Below are 16,277 nucleotides of genomic sequence, written 5' to 3' on the forward strand. Positions count from 1 at the left end.
CCCCCATGGCTCAAGCCACCAGCGTGACCGTGATCGGCCAAGGCGTGCCGCGCGTAGAAGGCCCGAAAAAAGTCAGCGGGCGCGCGCTGTACAGCTCGGACCATCACTTCCCCGGGCTGCTCTATGCGGTGCCGGTGACCGCCACCATCGCCCGCGGCCAGGTGACCGGCCTCGATACCACCGCTGCGCTGAACATGCCCGGCGTGGTGCAGGTGTTCCACCCCGGCAACTTCAGCGGCAAGCTGTTCCGCAAGCAGGCCAGCAAGGGCAAGACCGACGAAGCCCGCCCACCGTTGGCAGACAACAACGTGAGTTATTACGGGCAATACATCGCCCTGGTGGTCGCCCATACCTATGAGCAGGCGGTGGCCGCCGCCGCCGCGGTCAAGGCCACCTACCACAGCGAAACGCCGAACGTGCGCATGGGCCTGAGCGCGGAAGAAAAAACCTCCGTCGACACCGAACGTGGCGATGTAGAGGCCGCCTTCGCCCAAGCCCCGGTGAAGGTCGACCACACCTACACCACCCCGGTGCAAACCCATAACCCGATCGAACTGCACGCCAGCGTGGCCCTGTGGGACGGCCGGCAGTTCACCCTGTTCGAAACCAGCCAGGCGATCATGAACCACCAGATGGTCATGGCGCAGATGCTCGGTGTGCAGCCGCAGCAGGTGCGGGTGATCACCGAGTACCTCGGCTCGGGGTTTGGCGGCAAGCTCTGGCCCTGGACCCACGCCACCCTCGCCGCCGCCACCGCGCGCGAGCTCAATGCACCGATCAAGCTGGTGGTCGACCGGCGGATGATGTTCCAGAGCGTTGGCCACCGCACCAACACCCAGCAACGCATCCGCCTGGGCGCCAGTGCCGACGGCCAGTTGCAGTGCGTGGGCCATGACTACCTGTTCCACAACGCCCGGCTCGACACCTACAAAGAGAACTGCGGCGAAGCCACCGGCTTTTTGTACCGCACCGATAACCTGCGCGCGGCCTGGTCGTTCGCCCGCCGCGACATCGCCCCACCCACCTCGATGCGTGGCCCTGGGGCGGTGCCGGGGTTGTACGCGCTGGAAGCCGGGATGAACGAGCTGGCGCTGGCGCTGAACATCGACCCGCTGCAACTGCGGCTGATGAACCAGCCCGAACATGATCAAAGCCTGAACCTGCCGTTTTCCTCGCGGCACCTGACCGAGTGCCTGCAGGTGGGCGCCGAGCGCTTTGGCTGGAGCCGCCGTGACCCGCGGCCAGGCGCGATGAAAAACGCAGCCGGCGAAGTGCTCGGCTGGGGCATGGCCGCCTGCTCATGGATGGCCAAGGCGCTGCCGGCCAAGGCCACCGTGCAGCTCACCGCCAAAGGCCGCGCGCGGGTGCTGTGCGGCACCCAGGACATCGGCACCGGCACCTACACCGTGGTGGCGCAGATGGTCGCCGCGTTGACCGGCCTGCCGCTGGCGCGCATCGACGTGATCCTCGGCGACTCCAGCCTGCCGCCGGGGCCGATGTCGGGCGGCTCGATGGCCACCGGCTCACTGGTGCCGGCGGTGCAGCAGGCGACTGAACAGGCGATCAGCGAGGCGCTGGCGGCGGCCATCGAGCACCACCCGGCGTTTGCCGGGCGCACCCCCGAGGATTTGGAATTCGGCGAAGCCGGCGTGGCGCTCAAGGGCCAGGCCGGCAGCGCGGTCGACCTGCCCACGCTGCTGGCCAGCGCGCAGATGGACCACGTCAGCGGTGACGGCGAAGGCGCCGGCAGCGCGGAAGCGGCGAAGGAATACTCCCAGCACTCCTACGGCGCGCATTTTGTCGAGGTGCTCTGGCAACCGGAAATCGCCCGCCTGCGAGTGGGCCGGGTGGTCACGGTGATCGACGCCGGCAAGGTGATCAACACCCAGACTGGGCGCAACCAGATCGAAGGCGCGATCATCATGGGCGTGGGCATGGCGCTGTTCGAAGACACCGAGTACGACCCGCGCAGTGGGGCACCGCTGAACAGCAACCTGGCCGACTACATCATGACCACCCACGCCGACGCGCCCGAGGTCGACATCACCTTCCTCGACTACCCGGACATGACCCTCAACCCGCTCGGCGCCCGCGGTATCGGCGAAATCGGCCTGGCCGGGATCGCCGCGGCGATCACCGACGCGGTGCGCCATGCAACCGGGGTGGTGGTGCGTGACCTGCCGGTGCGGATCGAGGATTTGTTGGTGGCGTGACCTGAAGGGCCCTTCGCCCGGCACAGCCGGCCTCCCACCAGATTTGTGTAACCCATTGATTTTAGGAGCAACACAGACCCCGTGGGAGGCCGGCTGTGCCGGGCGATGGGCCAGTCAGATCATGCACAAAATCAGCAGAGCTCACAGATTGATCTCTTCCGTAAAGCCGTGAAATTGCTTAAATGAACAGCATTACGGCACAGCCGGAGTGCCGGGCGAAGGGCCCTAAGGCTCAACCGTAAACCACCTCGACGCCCAACCCACCGAGCATGTTCCAGTACTCGGGGTAGGTCTTGCCCACGCAGGCGGGGTCCTGGATGGCGATGCCCGCCACCTTCAGCCCGGCCAGGGCAAAGCACATGGCCATGCGGTGGTCGGAATGGGTGTCGATGCTGCACGAAGCGGTGGTTCCGGCCAGGGCCGGGGCGGCGTGCACGATCAAGTCGTCGCCCTCGACCGTGGCCAGCCCCGGGCGGATGGCGTTGAGGCCGTCGTACAAGGCCTGCACCCGGTCGCACTCCTTCACCCGCAGGTTGGCCAGCTGGGTGAAGCGCACCGGGGTTTGGTTGAAGGCCGCGACCACCGCCAGGGTGGGGATGGCGTCTTGCATCTGCGAGCCGTCAATCTCGCCCTGCATGTGCGGGAATTGCGCGATGAACTGCTGGGCGCGGGCGTCGGGCTGGGTGAAGGCCGCGTTGGCCACGCCCAGGTCGATGCTGCCGCCGGTGAGCACTTCGGCGCCCCACAGGTAGGTGGCGGCCGAGGCGTCCGGTTCGATCAGGTAGTCGGTGGCTACATAGCCGGTGGGCTGCACGCGCCAGGTCACCTCATCGAGCATCTCGACCTGGGCGCCAAAGGCACGCATGCCGGCCAGGGTCAGGTCGACATAACCCCGGGCGCCGATGTCCTTGCCGGTGAGGGCCACGTCGATCGGCGCATCGCCACAGGCGGCGAGCATCAACAGCGCGCTCACATACTGGCTGGACAACCCACCGTCGATCTCGAAGCGCCGCGCCGTGAGGGTGCCGCTGCCGTTGACCCGCACCGGCGGGCAGCCGGTGGCGCTGCTGACCTGCACGCCGCCGGCGCGCAGCGCCTCGAGCAGCGGGCCGATCGGGCGCTTTTGCATGTAATGGTCGCCGTCGAGCAGCACCTCGCCGGCCACCGTGCTCACCGCCGCGGTGAGAAAGCGCACGGCGGTGCCGGCGTTACCCAGAAACAACGGCTCGGCCGGCGCTTGCAGGCGGCCGCTGCTGGTGACCACGAAGGTGGTGGCGTCGGGCTCATCGACCGTGACGCCCATCAGCCGCAAGGCGTTGGACATATGCCGGGTGTCGTCGCTCTTCAGCGCGCCGCTGAGGCGGCTGGTGCCCTTGGCCAGGGCGGCCAGCAACAGCGCGCGGTTGGTGATCGACTTCGAGCCCGGTGGCGCCACCCGGCCCTGCAAGGCCCGGGCAGGCGGAACGACGGTGACGGTGGCGGGCGCGCTCATGAACGGTTCTCCAGAAAACATAGGCTGCGGGCGAAAGGCGCTAATGATGCCACACTTGGCCGGCGCTGTATCAGGCCGCCGGCGCCCAGCGGCGCAGCAATTGCGGGCCGAACACGTTCACCAGCAAGCCGACCATCACCAGCAGCCCGCCCCACCACTGCAGCGGCGCCAAACGCTCGCCGAGCAGCAACGCGGCACTGGCCAGGCCAACCACCGGCACCAGCAACGAAAACGGCGCCACCTTGCCCGCCGGGTAACGCGACAGCAGCCGGCTCCACAGCCCATAGCCGAGCATGCTCGCCACCACCGCCAGGTACACCAGCGCCAGGATCGACGACCCACTGATGTTCAACAGCGCCTGGGCGATCCGCTCGGGGCCGTCGAAGTACCAGGCCAACGCCATGAACGGCAGCGGCGGGACGATCGCGCCCCAGATCACCAGGCCCATCAGGTTCACGCTGCCAAAGCGCCGGGTGAGCACGTTGCCCATCGCCCACGAGGCGCCACCGCACAGGGTGAGCACAATGGCCAGCAGCGGCACGCCCTGGCCGTCACCATGCTGCAGGCCGATCAGCGCCAGGCCGCCGGCGGCGATCAGCAAGCCCAGCACGCTGGCCGGGCGCAGGCGCTCACCGAGAAACGCCGCGGCGAAGAACAAGGTGAAGAACGCCTGCGACTGCAGCACCAGCGAGGCCAGCCCCGGCGGCATGCCGTGGGCCATGGCCTCGAACAGAAAGGCGAACTGGCCCAGCGAGATGGTCGCGCCGTAGGCGATCAGCCAGCGCCAGGGCAGCGCCGGGCGGCGCACGAAGAACACTGCGGGGAAGGCCACCAGGGCAAAGCGCAGCGCCCCCAGCAACATCGGCGGCAGGCCGTCCAGGCCGACTTTGATCACCACGAAATTCAGCCCCCAGGCCACGATCACCACCAACGCCAACAGCAAGTCCCGCGGTGCCATGCAATCTCCTTCGCACGCTTTGTATAACGCTTGTATTAGCCAGGCCGGCGTTTGGTCGGGTGGGCGAAACCTCTGTAGCGGGCGCCCTGTCGACTCTTCAGGCCGGTCACGAGGGGTGAATGTTACGGGTTGTAACCGCGTACCGCCATGCGTCGTATAACCTTATTCCATCTGCGAGGACCGCTCATGATCGGTGTCGTGATACCCGCCCACAACGAGGAACGTTGCCTGGAACGCTGCCTGCAAAGCGTATTGGCGGCCGCCGAACACCCGCTGCTGGCCGCTGAAACGGTGCGGGTGATGGTGGTGCTGGACAGCTGCGATGACGGCTCGGCGGCCATCTGCCAGCACTACTCGGTGCAGTGCCTCGAGGTGCACGCGCGCAGCGTGGGGGTGGCCCGCGCCGCCGGGGCCCATGCGCTGATCGAGGCCGGCGCGCGCTGGCTGGCCTGCACCGACGCCGACAGCACGGTGCCCGTCGACTGGCTGGCCGCGCAACTGGCGCACCAGGCCGACGCGGTGTGCGGGGTGGTCGAAGTCGACGACTGGAGCCCACACCACCTGCAGGTACGCGCGCGCTACGAGGCCAGTTACCGCGACGAAGACGGCCACAGCCATATCCACGGCGCCAACCTCGGCGTGACCAGCGCCGCTTACCTGCTGGCCGGCGGCTTCCCGGCACTGGCCTGCCACGAAGACGTGCACCTGGTGCGGGCGCTGGAAGCGGTGGGCGCGCGCATCGCCTGGAGCCGCTCGGTGCGGGTGCGCACCAGTGCCCGGCTGGACTTCCGCGCCCAGGGCGGCTTCGGCAGCTACCTGCAAACCCTGGGGGAACCGGCGTGAACGTGATCACCCTGGTCAAAGGCCGCCAGGCGCAACTGCTGAACCTGATCCAGGGCCTGGAGCAGTCGCTGCTCGCCCCGGAGGCGCTGTGGGTGGTGCACATGAACGAGCCGGCGAAGATCTGGAGCAGTGCGCGCTTCCCCATCTACACCCGCCAGGTCGAGGGCGAAGGCGGTGCCTTGCCGCTGGCCGCGGCGCGCAACCAGGCGTTGTTGATCGACCCGCATGCCGCCTGGGTATTCCTCGACGTGGACTGCATCCCTGACCCGCACCTGATGGGCCAGTACCGCGATGCCTTGGTGGTACACCCCGAAGCGCTGCACCTGGGCCAGGTGATGTACTTGCCCGAAGGCGCCGCCAACGGCCTGTGGACGCCCCAGGCGCTGCTCAGCGTGGCGGCGCTGCATCCGCTCGCCGTGCACCGCCCGGGCCCCGGCCTGCCGGTGCCTTACCCGTTGTTCTGGTCACTGAATTTTGCCTGCATGGGCGCGCTGATGGCGCGCATCGGCGGGTTCGACCCGGCCTACCTCGGCTATGGCGGCGAAGACACGGACTTTTCCTTCCGCGCCCGCGAGCAGCAGGTGCCGCTGCTCGATTGCGCGGCAGTGGCGATGCACCAGTTTCATCCCAGTTACGACCCGCCCTTGAACCACTTCGAGGCGATCGTGGCCAATTCCCGGCTGTTCTACGCGCGCTGGGGCAGTTGGCCGATGGAAGGCTGGCTCGGGGCGTTCGCCAACCTGGGGCTGGTGGAATGGGGCAGCAGCACGCTGGAGGTGCTGCGGCCGCCAAGTGCCGCGGAGGTGGAAGGGGCGTTGGTGAGTTGGCCGGGGTGACAGGGTTTACCGGCCTCTCGCCCGGCGCAGCCGGAGTGCCGGGCGAAGGGCCCTGAAGCCTGGCGATCAGCCCGCCAAGCCTACGTACACGTTCTGCACATCGTCGTGGCCGTCGATGGCGTCGAGGAAGGCTTCGACCTCGGCCAGCTTGTCGGCATCGCCCAGGGTGACCGGGTTTTTCGGGGTGTAGCCGATTTTCGCCGAGGTCACGGTAAAGCCCTGCTCCGGCAGCGCCTTTTGCACCGCGTCAACGTCGGTGGTGTCGGTGATGAACAGCGTGGCGCCGTCTTCGGCGGGTTCGAAATCCTGGGCGCCGGCTTCGATGGCGGCCAGTTCCGGGTCGGCGTCGGCGTTATCCGGCGTGGCTTCGATCAAGCCGACGTGGTTGAAGTCCCACGACACCGAGCCTTCGGCGCCCAATTGGCCCTTGCGAAACAGCACGCGGATTTCCGCCACGGTGCGGTTCACGTTGTCGGTCAGGCATTCGACGATCAACGGCACCTGGTGCGGGGCGAAGCCTTCGTACTTGACCAGGGTGAACTGCACCACTTCACCGGAAAGGCCCGCGCCCTTCTTGATCGCCCGCTCCAGGGTGTCGCGCGGCATCGAGGCCTTCTTGGCCTGCTCGACCACCAGGCGCAGGCGCGAGTTCATGTCTGGGTCAGCGCCACCGCGCGCGGCGATCTGCAGCTCCTTGGCCAGCTTGCCGAAAATACGCCCCTTGGCGTTGGCCGCGGCTTCTCTGTGTTTAGCTTTCCATTGTGCGCCCATAACTCTCTTTCTCTACTGTCACTGAACTCGTGCGCCGGCCCAGGTGGCCCGCGCGGTGGCGAAAGTCTAGCGCCCGCCGGCCAACTCGAACAGGGTGCGGATCAGCTTGTGGTCGCGCTGGCGCGCCTGGCAGGCCAGTACATGGGTTTGCTCCAGGCCCTCGCCGGCCAGCGGCACCGTGCACAAGCGCGGGTCCGGGCTGGTTTCACCGGAGAACACCAGGCCCAGCCCGAGCCCGGCGGCGACTGCCTCGCCGACCGCCTCGCGGCTGCCCAGGGTCATCCATTCCAGCGGTTTGACCGCCGCCTGCTGGCAGGCCTGCTCGAAGGTCAGGCGGGTCAGCGAGCCGGCCTCGCGCAGCACCATGCCCTGCCCTTCGAGTTGGGCCAGGCGCACCGAGGCGCGGCCAGCCCAGGGGTGCCCGAGGGGCAGCAACAGCAGCAGCCGCGACACCGCCAGGGCTTGCAGGTGCAGGCCGTTACGGGCCTGGGCGGCGGTGGTCACGGCCACGTCTACCTGCTCGCTGAGCAACGCCTCAAGAGCATCGCGGGCATTGCCCAGGCGCAATTGCACCACCACCGCCGGGTGGTGCTCGCGCAGCCGCGCCACCAGCGGCATCACCTGCTGCGGGCTGTCGGCGGCAATCGCCAACTGGCCGCTGAGCACCTGGCGGCGTGACTCCAGCCAGGTTTCGGCCTGCCCGGCGAGGGCGAACAGCCGCGCCGTGAGGGCGGCCAATTGCTCGCCGTCGGCGGTGAGGCTGACCTTGCGCGCGCCACGGCGCAGCAACAGCACCTGGTAGTGCTCCTCTAGCGCCTTGACGTGGCCGGTGACCGCCGGCTGGCTGATGCACAGGCGCTCGGCGGCGCGGGTAAAGCTGCCCTCGCGGGCCACCGCGTCGAACGCGCGAAGTTGAAACAGGTTCACCCGCGCCCCTCGCACGCCGCCAGCCGCGCCGCCGCGGCGCCATAACGGCGGCTGCAGAGCAGGCCCACGGCGCCCATCGCCAGGCAGTACAGCAGGCACACCCAGGGGCTCCAGGGCACCAGCGCGAGCAGCGCCAATGGGGTGATGCTCGCCCACAGGGCGTAGGCAAGGTTGTAGGTCAGGGAAATACCCGACACCCGAATGCGCGCCGGGAACAGCGACACCATCAACGACGGCACCACCCCGACCACGCCGCAGCACAGCCCGGCCACGGCGTACGCCAGCCCGTGCCAGCCCCAGCCGTTGATCAGGCTGGCATAGAGCACGCCGATGCCCACTGGCAGCAGCAGGCTGTACAGCCCCAGCGCGCGCCAGGCGCCGATGCGATCGACCAGCAGGCCGGCCAGCACACAGCCCAGGTTGAGGAACACGATGCCAACACTGCTCAGGGCGAAGGCCTGGCTGGCCGGCAAGCCAAAGCGCTGTTGCATCAGGGTGGGCGTGAGCACCACCAGCACCACCACGGCGCTGGTCAGCACGCAGGTGAGCAACGCCGCCGGCAGCAGCGCCGGGCGGTGGGCGCGCAACACTTCGGCCAGAGGCAACTCAGGGGCTGCCTCGCGGCGTTGGCGCAGGGCGACGAAAATCGGGGTTTCGGCCAGGTACCGGCGCAGCCACACGCCGAACAGGCCAAACACCCCGCCGAGCAGGAACGGCAGGCGCCAGCCGTACTCGAGCAACTGCTCGGGGCTGAAGGCGCGAGCCACCGCCGCGGCCACCAGCGCGCCGATCAGGTAGCCAAAGGTCAGCCCGGCCTGGAGAAACCCCAGCGCATAGCCACGGCGCTCGGCCGGTACGTGCTCGGCCACGAACACCCAGGCACTCGGCACCTCTCCCCCCACCGCGGCGCCCTGCAGGATGCGCAACCCCAGCAGCACCAGCGGTGCGGCGTAGCCGATCTCGGCATAGGTGGGCATCGCCCCGATCAGCAGGCACGGCAGCGCCATCATCAGGATGCTCAGGCTGAACACCTTCTTGCGCCCAAGGCGGTCGGCGAAGTGCGCCATGAGAATCCCGCCCAGCGGCCGCGCCAGGTAGCCGGTGACGAAAATCCCGAAGCTTTGCAGCAGCCGCAGCCATTCGGGCATGTGCGGCGGGAAGAACAGCTGGCTGAGGGTGACGGCGAAAAACACGAAGATGATGAAGTCGTAGATTTCCAGCGCGCCACCCAGGGCGGCCAGGCCCAGGGTTTTATGGTCGGCCCGCGACAAGGTCAGCGGGCGGGAAGAACTGGCAGTCATAGGCTAGGCTCGCACGGGCGCCTCGGGGCGCCACTTGAAAGGCCCGCCAGCATAGCAAAGCTAGGCAGCCGGGCGTGGGCCGCTGCATTATGCACGTACGTACCAACAACACCACAGGAGTACCACCGATGCCCGCTGCCGATACCCTTGCCCAATGGCTCGAAGACGAACGCCAGGCCCGCCAGCGCCTGGGCGCGCCCGGTGTGGTACCGGCCGATGCCGCGTTGCAGATGAGCCCCGTGCAGTTCTTTCAAGGGATCGCCGACGGCGAGTTGCCCTGCCCGCCGATCGGGGTGTTGATGGACTTCGTGCCCATCGGTTGGGGCGAAGGCGAGTTCACCTTCCAGGGCACGCCCGATGAGCGCCACCACAACCCCATGGGCGGCACCCACGGCGGCTACGCGGCGACCCTGCTCGACTCGTGCATGGGCTGCGCCATTCACACCCACCTGGCCCAGGGCCAGGGCTATACCACACTAGACCTACGCGTCAGCTACGTGCGCGGGCTGGCCAGCGCCAAAGGGCCGGTGCGGGCGATCGGCACCGTGGTGCACGTGGGCCGCTCCACCGCGCTGGCCGAGGGCCGTATCGTCGACGCCGAAGGCCGCCTGTACGCCACCGGGACCACCACCTGCCTGATCCTCACGCCCAAGGGTTCAAGCTAAAACAACCAACGGTTGCTAAAGCTACAACCGAAACGCACATACCGAGGGAACCGCCGGGGGCGTACGCTTACGCCCTTGCCGTGTATCGAACCTTTTTCGTTTCTGGAGCACCGCCCATGGACAGCGGCCTGGGCTTCGGCCCTTTTACCCTGTACCCCACCCGCCACGAACTGCACCACCTCGGCCAGCCGGTGAGCATCGGCAGCCGGGCGCTGGCGATCCTCATCACCCTGGCCGAGCAGGCCGGGCGGATGGTCGACAAGCGCGACTTGATCGCCCGCGCCTGGCCACGCCTGGCCATCGAAGAATGCAACCTGCGCAGCCAGGTGGCGGCCCTGCGCAAGCTGTTCAAGGCGCTGGACCCTGGCAGCGATGGCTATATCGTGACGGTGCCGCGCCAAGGCTACGTGCTGGCCGCCAGCCCGGTGCCGGCCCAAGAACCCTGCGCCGACGCCGACCGGCTGCTGGCCCATCTGGGCCGCCACGACCTGGTCACCCTGTGCGGCCCGGAAGGCGCTGGCAAAACCCGCCTGGCGCGCTGCCTGGTCGAGGCCCACAGCCAGCGTTTCGCCGATGGCGTGTACTTCATCGAGGCCGACCGCCACAGCCAATACCAAGACCTCGCGAGTTTCTTCTCCTGCAACCGCCTGGCCCGGCCAGACCACCCCTGCCCGGCCCACGTCAGCCAACTGGCGGCGCGCCAGGCGCTGCTGGTGTTCGACAGCCCCGAGGCGTTCATCGAGCCGCTGCGGGCGCTGATCGCCGGTTTGCCGGCCCGGGGGCGCCGGCTCAAGGTGCTGGTGACCTGCCGCCAGCCGCTGGGCCTGGCGGGCGAGGCGGTGGTGGCCCTGGCCGCGGCGCACGCCGCCGCGCCGTGCGACCTCGAGCGCTGGCGGCTGCCGGCGTGCGCGGCTTAGCCGAAGCGCTCCAGCAAAAACGCCACCACACTGCGCACCGCCACCGAGCGCCAACGCGCCTGGGGGTACACCACCCCCAGCGGCCGCTGCGGCTCCTGGCCTTCGAACAGCCGTGCCAGCGCCCCGCTGGCGACGTCCCCACGCAGCAAAAAGGCCGGCTGCAGGATGATCCCCAAACCCTGCAACGCCGCCTCGCGCAGCGCCGGGCCGCTGTTGATCTGCAAGCGCCCGCGGGCCATCGGCGGCGCCTCGCCGAACTGTTTGGCCCAGTGCGCCAGGGCGTGCGGGTCCATGCCCAGGCATTCATGCCCCGCCAGCTCGGCCAGGCGCCGCGGCGTGCCGTGGCGGCTGAGGTACGCCGGCGCCGCGCAGCACCACATCTGGTAAGGCGCCAGTGGCCGGGCCACCAGCGATGAGTCCGCCAGGGTGCCGATGCGCACCGCCACATCAATGCCCTCCTCGACCAGGTCCTGCACGCGGTCGCTGAGCACCAGGTCCAGGCTTACCTGGGGGTAATGGGCCAGGTACTCACCGAGCAGCGGCGCCAGCGCGTAGGTACCGAACGACAACGGCGCCGCCACCCGCAGCGGGCCAGCGGGCGCGAGGCGCTGGCTCTCGGCCTGGCGCTCGGTGTCGGCGACCAGGTCGAGGATGTCGCGGCAACGGGCGTAATAGCCTTCGCCAAAGGCCGTGAGGCGTTGGCGCCGGGTGGTGCGCACCAGCAATTGCAGGCCCAGGCGCTGCTCCAGCGCGCGCAGGTGGTTGCCGGCCATGCTCGCTGAAATACCATGGGCCTGGGCCGCGGCGGCCAGGCTGCCGTGGTCGACCACGCGAACAAATACCCGCATGCTTTCGAGCAGGTCCATTGCGCACTCCTGTTGCTTAATCCCCACAGTTATTTGGTCTTTATCTCATGCTGATGGCGGATCAAGCTAGCTCGGCAACGTTCAAGGGCCGTTCGCCCCACCCAACAGGAGCCTCCGATGGACCTACAACTCAAAGGCCGCAGCGCATTGATCACCGGCGCCAGCACCGGCATCGGTGCCGGGATCGCCCGGGCACTGGCCGCCGAAGGCGTGCAACTGGCAATCACCGCCCGCCGCGGCGAGCATCTCGAACGCCTCGCCGAAGGCATCGCCGCCGCCGGCCACCCACGCCCGCTGGTGATCCCGGCAGACCTCACCCGCGCCGAGGCGATCCTGCGCCTGGCGGAGCAGGCCGAGCAGCAACTGGGCCAGGTCGACATTCTGGTCAACACCGCCGGCGGCTCGCGGCCGATGCCGGTCGATGCCAGCGAAGAGGCTTGGGAAGAGGCGCTGCTGTTGAACTTCAGCGCCACCCGGCGCATGACCCAGGCCGTGCTGGGCGGCATGCGCGCGCGGCGCTGGGGCCGGGTGATCAACTTCAGCGGCAGCATGGAACCGCGCGAGGTGAACGGCGCCGGGGCGGCCAAGGCGGCGGTGCAGTTCTGGGCCAAAGGCCTGGCCAGCCAGTTGGCGGCCGAGGGCATCACGGTGAACACCATTGCCCCGGGGCGGATCAACTCCGAGCAGATCCTCGAAAAACTCCACCCCACCCCTGAGGCGCGCGCGGCGTTTATCGCCCGGCATGTGCCGATCGGCTACTTTGGCGAGCCGGAAGACGTTGCCCACCTGGTGGCGTTCCTGGCCTCACCGCGGGCGCGCTACCTCACCGGCGAGGTGATCGCCGTAGACGGCGGCATGCACACCTACGCTCACTGACGCTTCGGCGGCGGCGTGGGGGTGACGGGCGCGGGCGCGGCGCGGCGGATGTTCTCGCCGTTGCCGATGCCGCGGTTTTCCACGGTCGGCGCGCGGGTGGGCGGCAGCGCGCTGCGCGGCACGCCCGGCGGCGGCGCGGTGCCTTGGCGGCTGTTCGGGTTGGCGTTGCGGATCGGGCTGTTGTAGGGGTTGTTGGCGTCGGCGGCATACAGCGGCGTGGCCAACACCCACAGCAGTACGGGCAGGTAGCGCAGGCGAGGCATCGTGGCTCCGTGAACAGGGCTTCACCCTACAGCCTAGACGATGGCGAACTGGCGCCCCCTGGCGCCGGTCCGATGCAGTACCCCAAGCCCCTGGAGCCTGTGCATGAAAACCCTCTGGGTACTGCTCGCCAGCCTGTGCCTGGCCAGTTGCGCGCTGTTTCGCCCGGCAGACCCGGTCAGCGTGACCCTGGCCGGCATCGACCCCCTGCCCGGCCAGGACCTCGAAGTGCGCATGGCGCTGCGCCTGCGCGTGCAAAACCCGAATGACACGAGCATCGACTACAACGGCATCGCCCTGAACCTGGAAGTGAACGGCCACCTGCTCGCCTCCGGAGTGAGCGACGCCCAAGGCAGCGTGGGCCGTTACGGCGAGGCGTTGATCAGCGTACCGGTGAGCGTGTCGGCGTTCTCGGTGTTGCGCCAGGCGGTAGGCCTGGCCGATGGCGCGCCGGCGCGGGTGCCCTATGTGCTGCGCGGCAAACTGGGCCGGGGGCCGCTGCCGGCGGCGCGCTTCGAGGAGCGCGGCAGCCTGGATACCGCCAATTGGGGCGCGGCGTACTGACTACTTGGCGGCCGCCATCAGCTTGTTCACCTCGATGCGCACCATGTTGGCGAATTCTGGCGGGGCCATCTGTTCCAACTCGGCGCGCACCCACTCGGCCCACTTGCCCTTGCGCCGCGGCTTCTCGCCGATCAGCCGGGCGGCCTCGCCCTTGGCCTTGCCGATGTTGGCTTTCCAGTTGTCGAAGTGCCGGGCCTTTTCTTCCTCGATGGCCTGGCGTTCTTCAAAGGTTTTACTGGCCAGATTGAAACTCATGGGGATCACCTGCTATCAAGACGCCGCGCAGTGTAAACCAAAACTGCAACTTTTCCGGCCCGGCATGACTCCATTGGCCATGCCACCCGGCATTTATCTGAACAAGGAGTGACCCCATGCCCCGCAAGCCTTCCGCGGCCTCGATCGACGACCAAATCAAGGATCAGGCTTTCAGTGAGCTGACCGCGCTGATCGAAGAATCGGAAAAACTGCTCAAAGACAGCGCTGCATTGGTGGGCGATGAAGCCGAGACCCTGCGCGAGCAGGTCACGCTGAAGCTGCGCAAGGCCCGTGAATCCATGGACGGTGCCCGCAGCAAGGCGGAACCGGCACTGGAGGCGGCCCAGGACTACATCGGCAGCCACCCGCTGCAGACCGTGGCCATCGCCGCCGGCCTGGGCCTGGTGGTCGGCCTACTGCTGGGCAAACGCTAAACCGCCTGCCCCGCCCATTGCCGCAGTTGCGCCAGCACCTCGGCCTTGAGCGGGATGCCTTCGGCGGCGGCCCGCGCGCGATTGCGCTGGCGCCGCTCGCCGGGCATGCGCTCCACCCCCGCTTCGCGCATGTGCGCCACCAGGGTTTGCGCCCGTTCGGCGAACGGCACACCGGCCGCCTTGGCCGGGTCGATGACGATGATCAACTGCCCGGTCCAGGGCGTTTGCGCCCCAGGGTGCTGGGACCAATCGAAGCCGAACGAAAAATGCCCGCCGGTCAGCGCCGCTGACAACAACTCGACCATCATCGACAACGCCGAGCCCTTGTGCCCGCCAAACGGCAGCAGCGCGCCGCCATCGAGCACCGCCGCCGGGTCGCAGGTGGGCTGGCCATGGCGGTCAACGCCGCTGCCCGGCGGCAGGCTGTGGCCTTCGCGGGCGGCGATCTGCACGTCGCCATGGGCCAGGGCGCTGGTGGCCAGGTCGAACACGATCGGCGCGCCGCCGGCACAGGGCGCGGCGAACGCCACCGGGTTAGTGCCGAACACCGGCTTGCTGGCGCCATGGGGCACCACGCAGGTCATGCTGTTGACCACGCTCAGGGCCACCAGGCCTTCTTCGGCGAAGGGTTCGACATCAGGCCAGAGCGCGGCGAAGTGGTGCGAGTTACGGATCGCCAGCACGGCAATCCCGGCGGCGCGGGCCTTGGCCACCAGCAGCGGGCGCGCCGCGTGCAGCGCCGGCTGGGCAAAACCACCGGCGGCATCGGCGGCGACGTAGCCGCTGGCGACATCCTCCACCACGGGCACCGCGGTGCCACTGACCCAGCCACTGGCCAGGCTCGACAGGTAACCCTTGATGCGAAACACCCCGTGGCTGTGGGCGCCGTCCCGCTCGGCGGTGGCGCAGTTGGTGGCCAGCACGCTGGCCACCTCCGGGGTGACCCCATGGCGGACGAAAATCCCCTGCAACAGGGCAACCAGGTCGGTGTAGGCAATGGGCATCGGCAACTCCGGAACGGTGGGCGAAGGCGCTCATTTAGGCCATTGCACAGGCCAGGCTGTCAACGCGGCGGCGGCATGACAAAGAATTTACCTATGAAAGTTCAGGTTTTTGCCGGCTCGTACGTCCTATCTAGTAAGCGCACCGCGAGCAGGCCGGCCAGCGGCCCACGAATTCAAGGAGAAACCATGCACGATGCCCACCCGCAACTCCCCCGCGCCCAGCCACGGCCCCGGGCGGGCCAGGCCCACGAGGCCAGCGCCCCGGCCAGCAACGAGCAGATCAAAGGCATGCTCAGGCAGTTTGGCCTGCGCACCAGCCTGATCCGCCTGAAGGTGATCGATGCCTTGCTGCAAGCCGAGCGTGACGGCCGCGCCATCGGCATGCGCGGGGTGCATGCGCGGCTGGCCGAGCAGGCGATCCCGCTGGCCTTCCTGAGCGTGCGCGAAGTGCTCAAGCGCCTGGCCCAAGAGGGCTTGGTCAGCCTTGCGCCAGACAAAACCTACCGGCTCGAAGCGGCGGTGTTGAGCTACTTCGAGCAGGACTGAGCGGTTACGGCCGCACCTTGCGCCGCAGGATGCCGTTGAGCACCACCACCGCCAGCGCCACGCCGATGGCGATGTACTTGTAGACCTGCTCGGTGATCACGTTATGGGTTTGCAGCCAGGTCAGGCCCAGCATGATGGCCAGCACGGCCACGGCGATGAGGATGGAATACTTCAAGCGTTGTTTTTGCGTCATGGGGCGTCCACGGTGGTGCGATGTATCGGGAATGTATCGATACCGATGCCAGGCTGTTACCCGAATGCCAGGACGAGCCGGCAGCGGTGCGGTCAGATAGTACAGCGGTTGCCCATCTTCGGGGAGCCGTTTCATTGATCGAGGATTTGTTACGATGCTTCGTCGAATCACCTGGCTGATTCCCCTGATGTTGGTGTCGCTGCTCAGCGGCTGCTGGATTTTCATGCCTCCGCCCGGTGGCGGCGGTGGCCATGGCGGTGGTGGTGGCCACGGCGGCGGCCCCGGTGGCGGTGGCCCGGGCGGCGGTGGTGGCCCGGGCTTCAGCCAACAGCGCTAAAACAGCCGGGCGTGGCTG

The 16,277-nt window shown here is 68.3% G+C and carries 20 protein-coding genes; 10 read left to right on the forward strand and 10 right to left on the reverse strand.

The features are described from left to right. Positions 1–5 precede the first annotated feature (5 nt). Entirely contained in the window at positions 6–2,213 is a 2,208-nt protein-coding gene (locus ACFZCE_RS22095) for a molybdopterin cofactor-binding domain-containing protein (RefSeq protein WP_390942662.1), read from the forward strand. A 232-nt stretch (positions 2,214–2,445) separates the two neighbouring features. Here ACFZCE_RS22095 and ACFZCE_RS22100 read toward each other — a convergent pair whose 3' ends face one another. Together ACFZCE_RS22100 and ACFZCE_RS22105 are read right to left on the reverse strand one after the other, a co-directional pair. Continuing rightward, positions 2,446–3,705, reverse strand: a complete 1,260-nt coding sequence (locus ACFZCE_RS22100; RefSeq protein WP_390942663.1) for a 3-phosphoshikimate 1-carboxyvinyltransferase — start codon at positions 3,703–3,705, stop codon at positions 2,446–2,448. Between the two features lie 70 nt (positions 3,706–3,775). Beyond that, positions 3,776–4,663: an EamA family transporter gene (locus tag ACFZCE_RS22105; protein ID WP_390942664.1), complete on the reverse strand. Its 888-nt coding sequence runs from the start codon at positions 4,661–4,663 to the stop codon at positions 3,776–3,778. Positions 4,664–4,849: 186 nt separating this feature from the next. On the opposite strand from ACFZCE_RS22105, the gene ACFZCE_RS22110 reads away from it, so the two are divergent. Both ACFZCE_RS22110 and ACFZCE_RS22115 read left to right on the forward strand, forming a co-directional pair. After that, positions 4,850–5,506, forward strand: a complete 657-nt coding sequence (locus ACFZCE_RS22110) for a glycosyltransferase (RefSeq protein WP_390942665.1) — start codon at positions 4,850–4,852, stop codon at positions 5,504–5,506. Further along, positions 5,503–6,342 carry a galactosyltransferase-related protein gene (locus tag ACFZCE_RS22115; protein ID WP_390942666.1) on the forward strand — a complete coding sequence of 280 codons (840 nt, stop codon included), beginning with the start codon at positions 5,503–5,505 and terminating at the stop codon, positions 6,340–6,342. Before ACFZCE_RS22110 ends, ACFZCE_RS22115 begins: the two co-directional genes overlap by 4 nt. 66 nt (positions 6,343–6,408) lie before the next feature. Here the strand turns inward: ACFZCE_RS22115 and ACFZCE_RS22120 are convergent, their stop codons facing one another. The 3 genes from ACFZCE_RS22120 to ACFZCE_RS22130 all read right to left on the reverse strand — a co-directional run bounded on the left by ACFZCE_RS22120 (position 6,409) and on the right by ACFZCE_RS22130 (position 9,341). Further along, on the reverse strand, positions 6,409–7,113 hold the full coding sequence (locus ACFZCE_RS22120) for a YebC/PmpR family DNA-binding transcriptional regulator (protein ID WP_390942667.1): 705 nt from the start codon (positions 7,111–7,113) through the stop codon (positions 6,409–6,411). A gap of 66 nt (positions 7,114–7,179) precedes the next feature. Beyond that, entirely contained in the window at positions 7,180–8,040 is an 861-nt protein-coding gene (locus ACFZCE_RS22125; RefSeq protein ID WP_390942668.1) for a LysR substrate-binding domain-containing protein, read from the reverse strand. Then, the gene (locus ACFZCE_RS22130) at positions 8,037–9,341 is read right to left on the reverse strand and encodes an MFS transporter (RefSeq protein WP_390942669.1); all 1,305 of its coding nucleotides are present in this window, start codon (positions 9,339–9,341) and stop codon (positions 8,037–8,039) included. The genes ACFZCE_RS22125 and ACFZCE_RS22130 overlap by 4 nt, the downstream gene beginning before the upstream one ends. A 128-nt stretch (positions 9,342–9,469) precedes the next feature. On the opposite strand from ACFZCE_RS22130, the gene ACFZCE_RS22135 reads away from it, so the two are divergent. Together ACFZCE_RS22135 and ACFZCE_RS22140 are read left to right on the forward strand one after the other, a co-directional pair. Next, positions 9,470–10,006 (forward strand): hotdog fold thioesterase, encoded by a 537-nt coding sequence (locus ACFZCE_RS22135; RefSeq protein ID WP_390942670.1) that lies wholly within the window; start codon positions 9,470–9,472, stop codon positions 10,004–10,006. Positions 10,007–10,122: 116 nt separating this feature from the next. Continuing rightward, complete coding sequence (locus ACFZCE_RS22140; RefSeq protein WP_390942671.1) at positions 10,123–10,923, forward strand: winged helix-turn-helix domain-containing protein; 801 nt, start codon at positions 10,123–10,125, stop codon at positions 10,921–10,923. On the opposite strand, the gene ACFZCE_RS22145 is transcribed toward ACFZCE_RS22140, so the two are convergent. Next, on the reverse strand, positions 10,920–11,789 hold the full coding sequence (locus tag ACFZCE_RS22145) for a LysR substrate-binding domain-containing protein (RefSeq protein WP_390942672.1): 870 nt from the start codon (positions 11,787–11,789) through the stop codon (positions 10,920–10,922). The two genes, ACFZCE_RS22140 and ACFZCE_RS22145, sit on opposite strands and share 4 nt — an antisense overlap. Before the next feature lie 117 nt (positions 11,790–11,906). Between ACFZCE_RS22145 and ACFZCE_RS22150 the strand changes: the two genes are divergently transcribed. Continuing rightward, the gene (locus ACFZCE_RS22150) at positions 11,907–12,665 is read left to right on the forward strand and encodes an SDR family oxidoreductase (protein WP_390942673.1); all 759 of its coding nucleotides are present in this window, start codon (positions 11,907–11,909) and stop codon (positions 12,663–12,665) included. Here the strand turns inward: ACFZCE_RS22150 and ACFZCE_RS22155 are convergent. Next, positions 12,659–12,928, reverse strand: coding sequence for a hypothetical protein (locus ACFZCE_RS22155; protein ID WP_390942674.1), 270 nt, complete (start codon positions 12,926–12,928; stop codon positions 12,659–12,661). The two genes, ACFZCE_RS22150 and ACFZCE_RS22155, sit on opposite strands and share 7 nt — an antisense overlap. A gap of 103 nt (positions 12,929–13,031) precedes the next feature. On the opposite strand from ACFZCE_RS22155, the gene ACFZCE_RS22160 reads away from it, so the two are divergent. After that, entirely contained in the window at positions 13,032–13,490 is a 459-nt protein-coding gene (locus tag ACFZCE_RS22160; RefSeq protein ID WP_390942675.1) for an LEA type 2 family protein, read from the forward strand. On the opposite strand, the gene ACFZCE_RS22165 is transcribed toward ACFZCE_RS22160, so the two are convergent. Continuing rightward, on the reverse strand, positions 13,491–13,745 hold the full coding sequence (locus ACFZCE_RS22165; RefSeq protein WP_390942676.1) for a hypothetical protein: 255 nt from the start codon (positions 13,743–13,745) through the stop codon (positions 13,491–13,493). Positions 13,746–13,861: 116 nt separating this feature from the next. Here ACFZCE_RS22165 and ACFZCE_RS22170 point away from each other — a divergent pair, with 116 nt between their 5' ends. Continuing rightward, on the forward strand, positions 13,862–14,179 hold the full coding sequence (locus ACFZCE_RS22170) for a DUF883 family protein (protein ID WP_390942677.1): 318 nt from the start codon (positions 13,862–13,864) through the stop codon (positions 14,177–14,179). Here ACFZCE_RS22170 and ACFZCE_RS22175 read toward each other — a convergent pair. Continuing rightward, complete coding sequence (locus ACFZCE_RS22175) at positions 14,176–15,183, reverse strand: Ldh family oxidoreductase (RefSeq protein WP_390942678.1); 1,008 nt, start codon at positions 15,181–15,183, stop codon at positions 14,176–14,178. The genes ACFZCE_RS22170 and ACFZCE_RS22175 overlap by 4 nt on opposite strands. A gap of 186 nt (positions 15,184–15,369) precedes the next feature. On the opposite strand from ACFZCE_RS22175, the gene ACFZCE_RS22180 reads away from it, so the two are divergent. Next, positions 15,370–15,729 (forward strand): fe2+ zn2+ uptake regulation protein, encoded by a 360-nt coding sequence (locus ACFZCE_RS22180; protein WP_390942679.1) that lies wholly within the window; start codon positions 15,370–15,372, stop codon positions 15,727–15,729. A 4-nt stretch (positions 15,730–15,733) separates the two neighbouring features. On the opposite strand, the gene ACFZCE_RS22185 is transcribed toward ACFZCE_RS22180, so the two are convergent. After that, positions 15,734–15,922, reverse strand: coding sequence for a hypothetical protein (locus ACFZCE_RS22185; RefSeq protein ID WP_390942680.1), 189 nt, complete (start codon positions 15,920–15,922; stop codon positions 15,734–15,736). Between the two features lie 154 nt (positions 15,923–16,076). Between ACFZCE_RS22185 and ACFZCE_RS22190 the strand changes: the two genes are divergently transcribed. Beyond that, positions 16,077–16,259, forward strand: coding sequence for a hypothetical protein (locus ACFZCE_RS22190; protein ID WP_390942681.1), 183 nt, complete (start codon positions 16,077–16,079; stop codon positions 16,257–16,259). Positions 16,260–16,277 lie beyond the last annotated feature (18 nt).

This window comes from Pseudomonas sp. NPDC007930 (assembly GCF_042958985.1).
GTDB lineage: Bacteria > Pseudomonadota > Gammaproteobacteria > Pseudomonadales > Pseudomonadaceae > Aquipseudomonas.

Bases quoted from the DNA above. Each gene is read 5' to 3' on its own strand.
- ACFZCE_RS22160 (WP_390942675.1), top strand. From the start codon at position 13,032: ATGAAAACCCTCTGGGTACTGCTCGCCAGCCTGTGCCTGGCCAGTTGC.
- ACFZCE_RS22110 (WP_390942665.1), top strand. From the start codon at position 4,850: ATGATCGGTGTCGTGATACCCGCCCACAACGAGGAACGTTGCCTGGAA.
- ACFZCE_RS22130 (WP_390942669.1), bottom strand. From the start codon at position 9,341: ATGACTGCCAGTTCTTCCCGCCCGCTGACCTTGTCGCGGGCCGACCAT.
- ACFZCE_RS22150 (WP_390942673.1), top strand. From the start codon at position 11,907: ATGGACCTACAACTCAAAGGCCGCAGCGCATTGATCACCGGCGCCAGC.
- ACFZCE_RS22170 (WP_390942677.1), top strand. From the start codon at position 13,862: ATGCCCCGCAAGCCTTCCGCGGCCTCGATCGACGACCAAATCAAGGAT.
- ACFZCE_RS22185 (WP_390942680.1), bottom strand. From the start codon at position 15,922: ATGACGCAAAAACAACGCTTGAAGTATTCCATCCTCATCGCCGTGGCC.
- ACFZCE_RS22165 (WP_390942676.1), bottom strand. From the start codon at position 13,745: ATGAGTTTCAATCTGGCCAGTAAAACCTTTGAAGAACGCCAGGCCATC.
- ACFZCE_RS22120 (WP_390942667.1), bottom strand. From the start codon at position 7,113: ATGGGCGCACAATGGAAAGCTAAACACAGAGAAGCCGCGGCCAACGCC.
- ACFZCE_RS22175 (WP_390942678.1), bottom strand. From the start codon at position 15,183: ATGCCCATTGCCTACACCGACCTGGTTGCCCTGTTGCAGGGGATTTTC.
- ACFZCE_RS22100 (WP_390942663.1), bottom strand. From the start codon at position 3,705: ATGAGCGCGCCCGCCACCGTCACCGTCGTTCCGCCTGCCCGGGCCTTG.
- ACFZCE_RS22105 (WP_390942664.1), bottom strand. From the start codon at position 4,663: ATGGCACCGCGGGACTTGCTGTTGGCGTTGGTGGTGATCGTGGCCTGG.
- ACFZCE_RS22135 (WP_390942670.1), top strand. From the start codon at position 9,470: ATGCCCGCTGCCGATACCCTTGCCCAATGGCTCGAAGACGAACGCCAG.
- ACFZCE_RS22155 (WP_390942674.1), bottom strand. From the start codon at position 12,928: ATGCCTCGCCTGCGCTACCTGCCCGTACTGCTGTGGGTGTTGGCCACG.
- ACFZCE_RS22190 (WP_390942681.1), top strand. From the start codon at position 16,077: ATGCTTCGTCGAATCACCTGGCTGATTCCCCTGATGTTGGTGTCGCTG.
- ACFZCE_RS22145 (WP_390942672.1), bottom strand. From the start codon at position 11,789: ATGGACCTGCTCGAAAGCATGCGGGTATTTGTTCGCGTGGTCGACCAC.
- ACFZCE_RS22095 (WP_390942662.1), top strand. From the start codon at position 6: ATGGCTCAAGCCACCAGCGTGACCGTGATCGGCCAAGGCGTGCCGCGC.
- ACFZCE_RS22140 (WP_390942671.1), top strand. From the start codon at position 10,123: ATGGACAGCGGCCTGGGCTTCGGCCCTTTTACCCTGTACCCCACCCGC.
- ACFZCE_RS22180 (WP_390942679.1), top strand. From the start codon at position 15,370: ATGCACGATGCCCACCCGCAACTCCCCCGCGCCCAGCCACGGCCCCGG.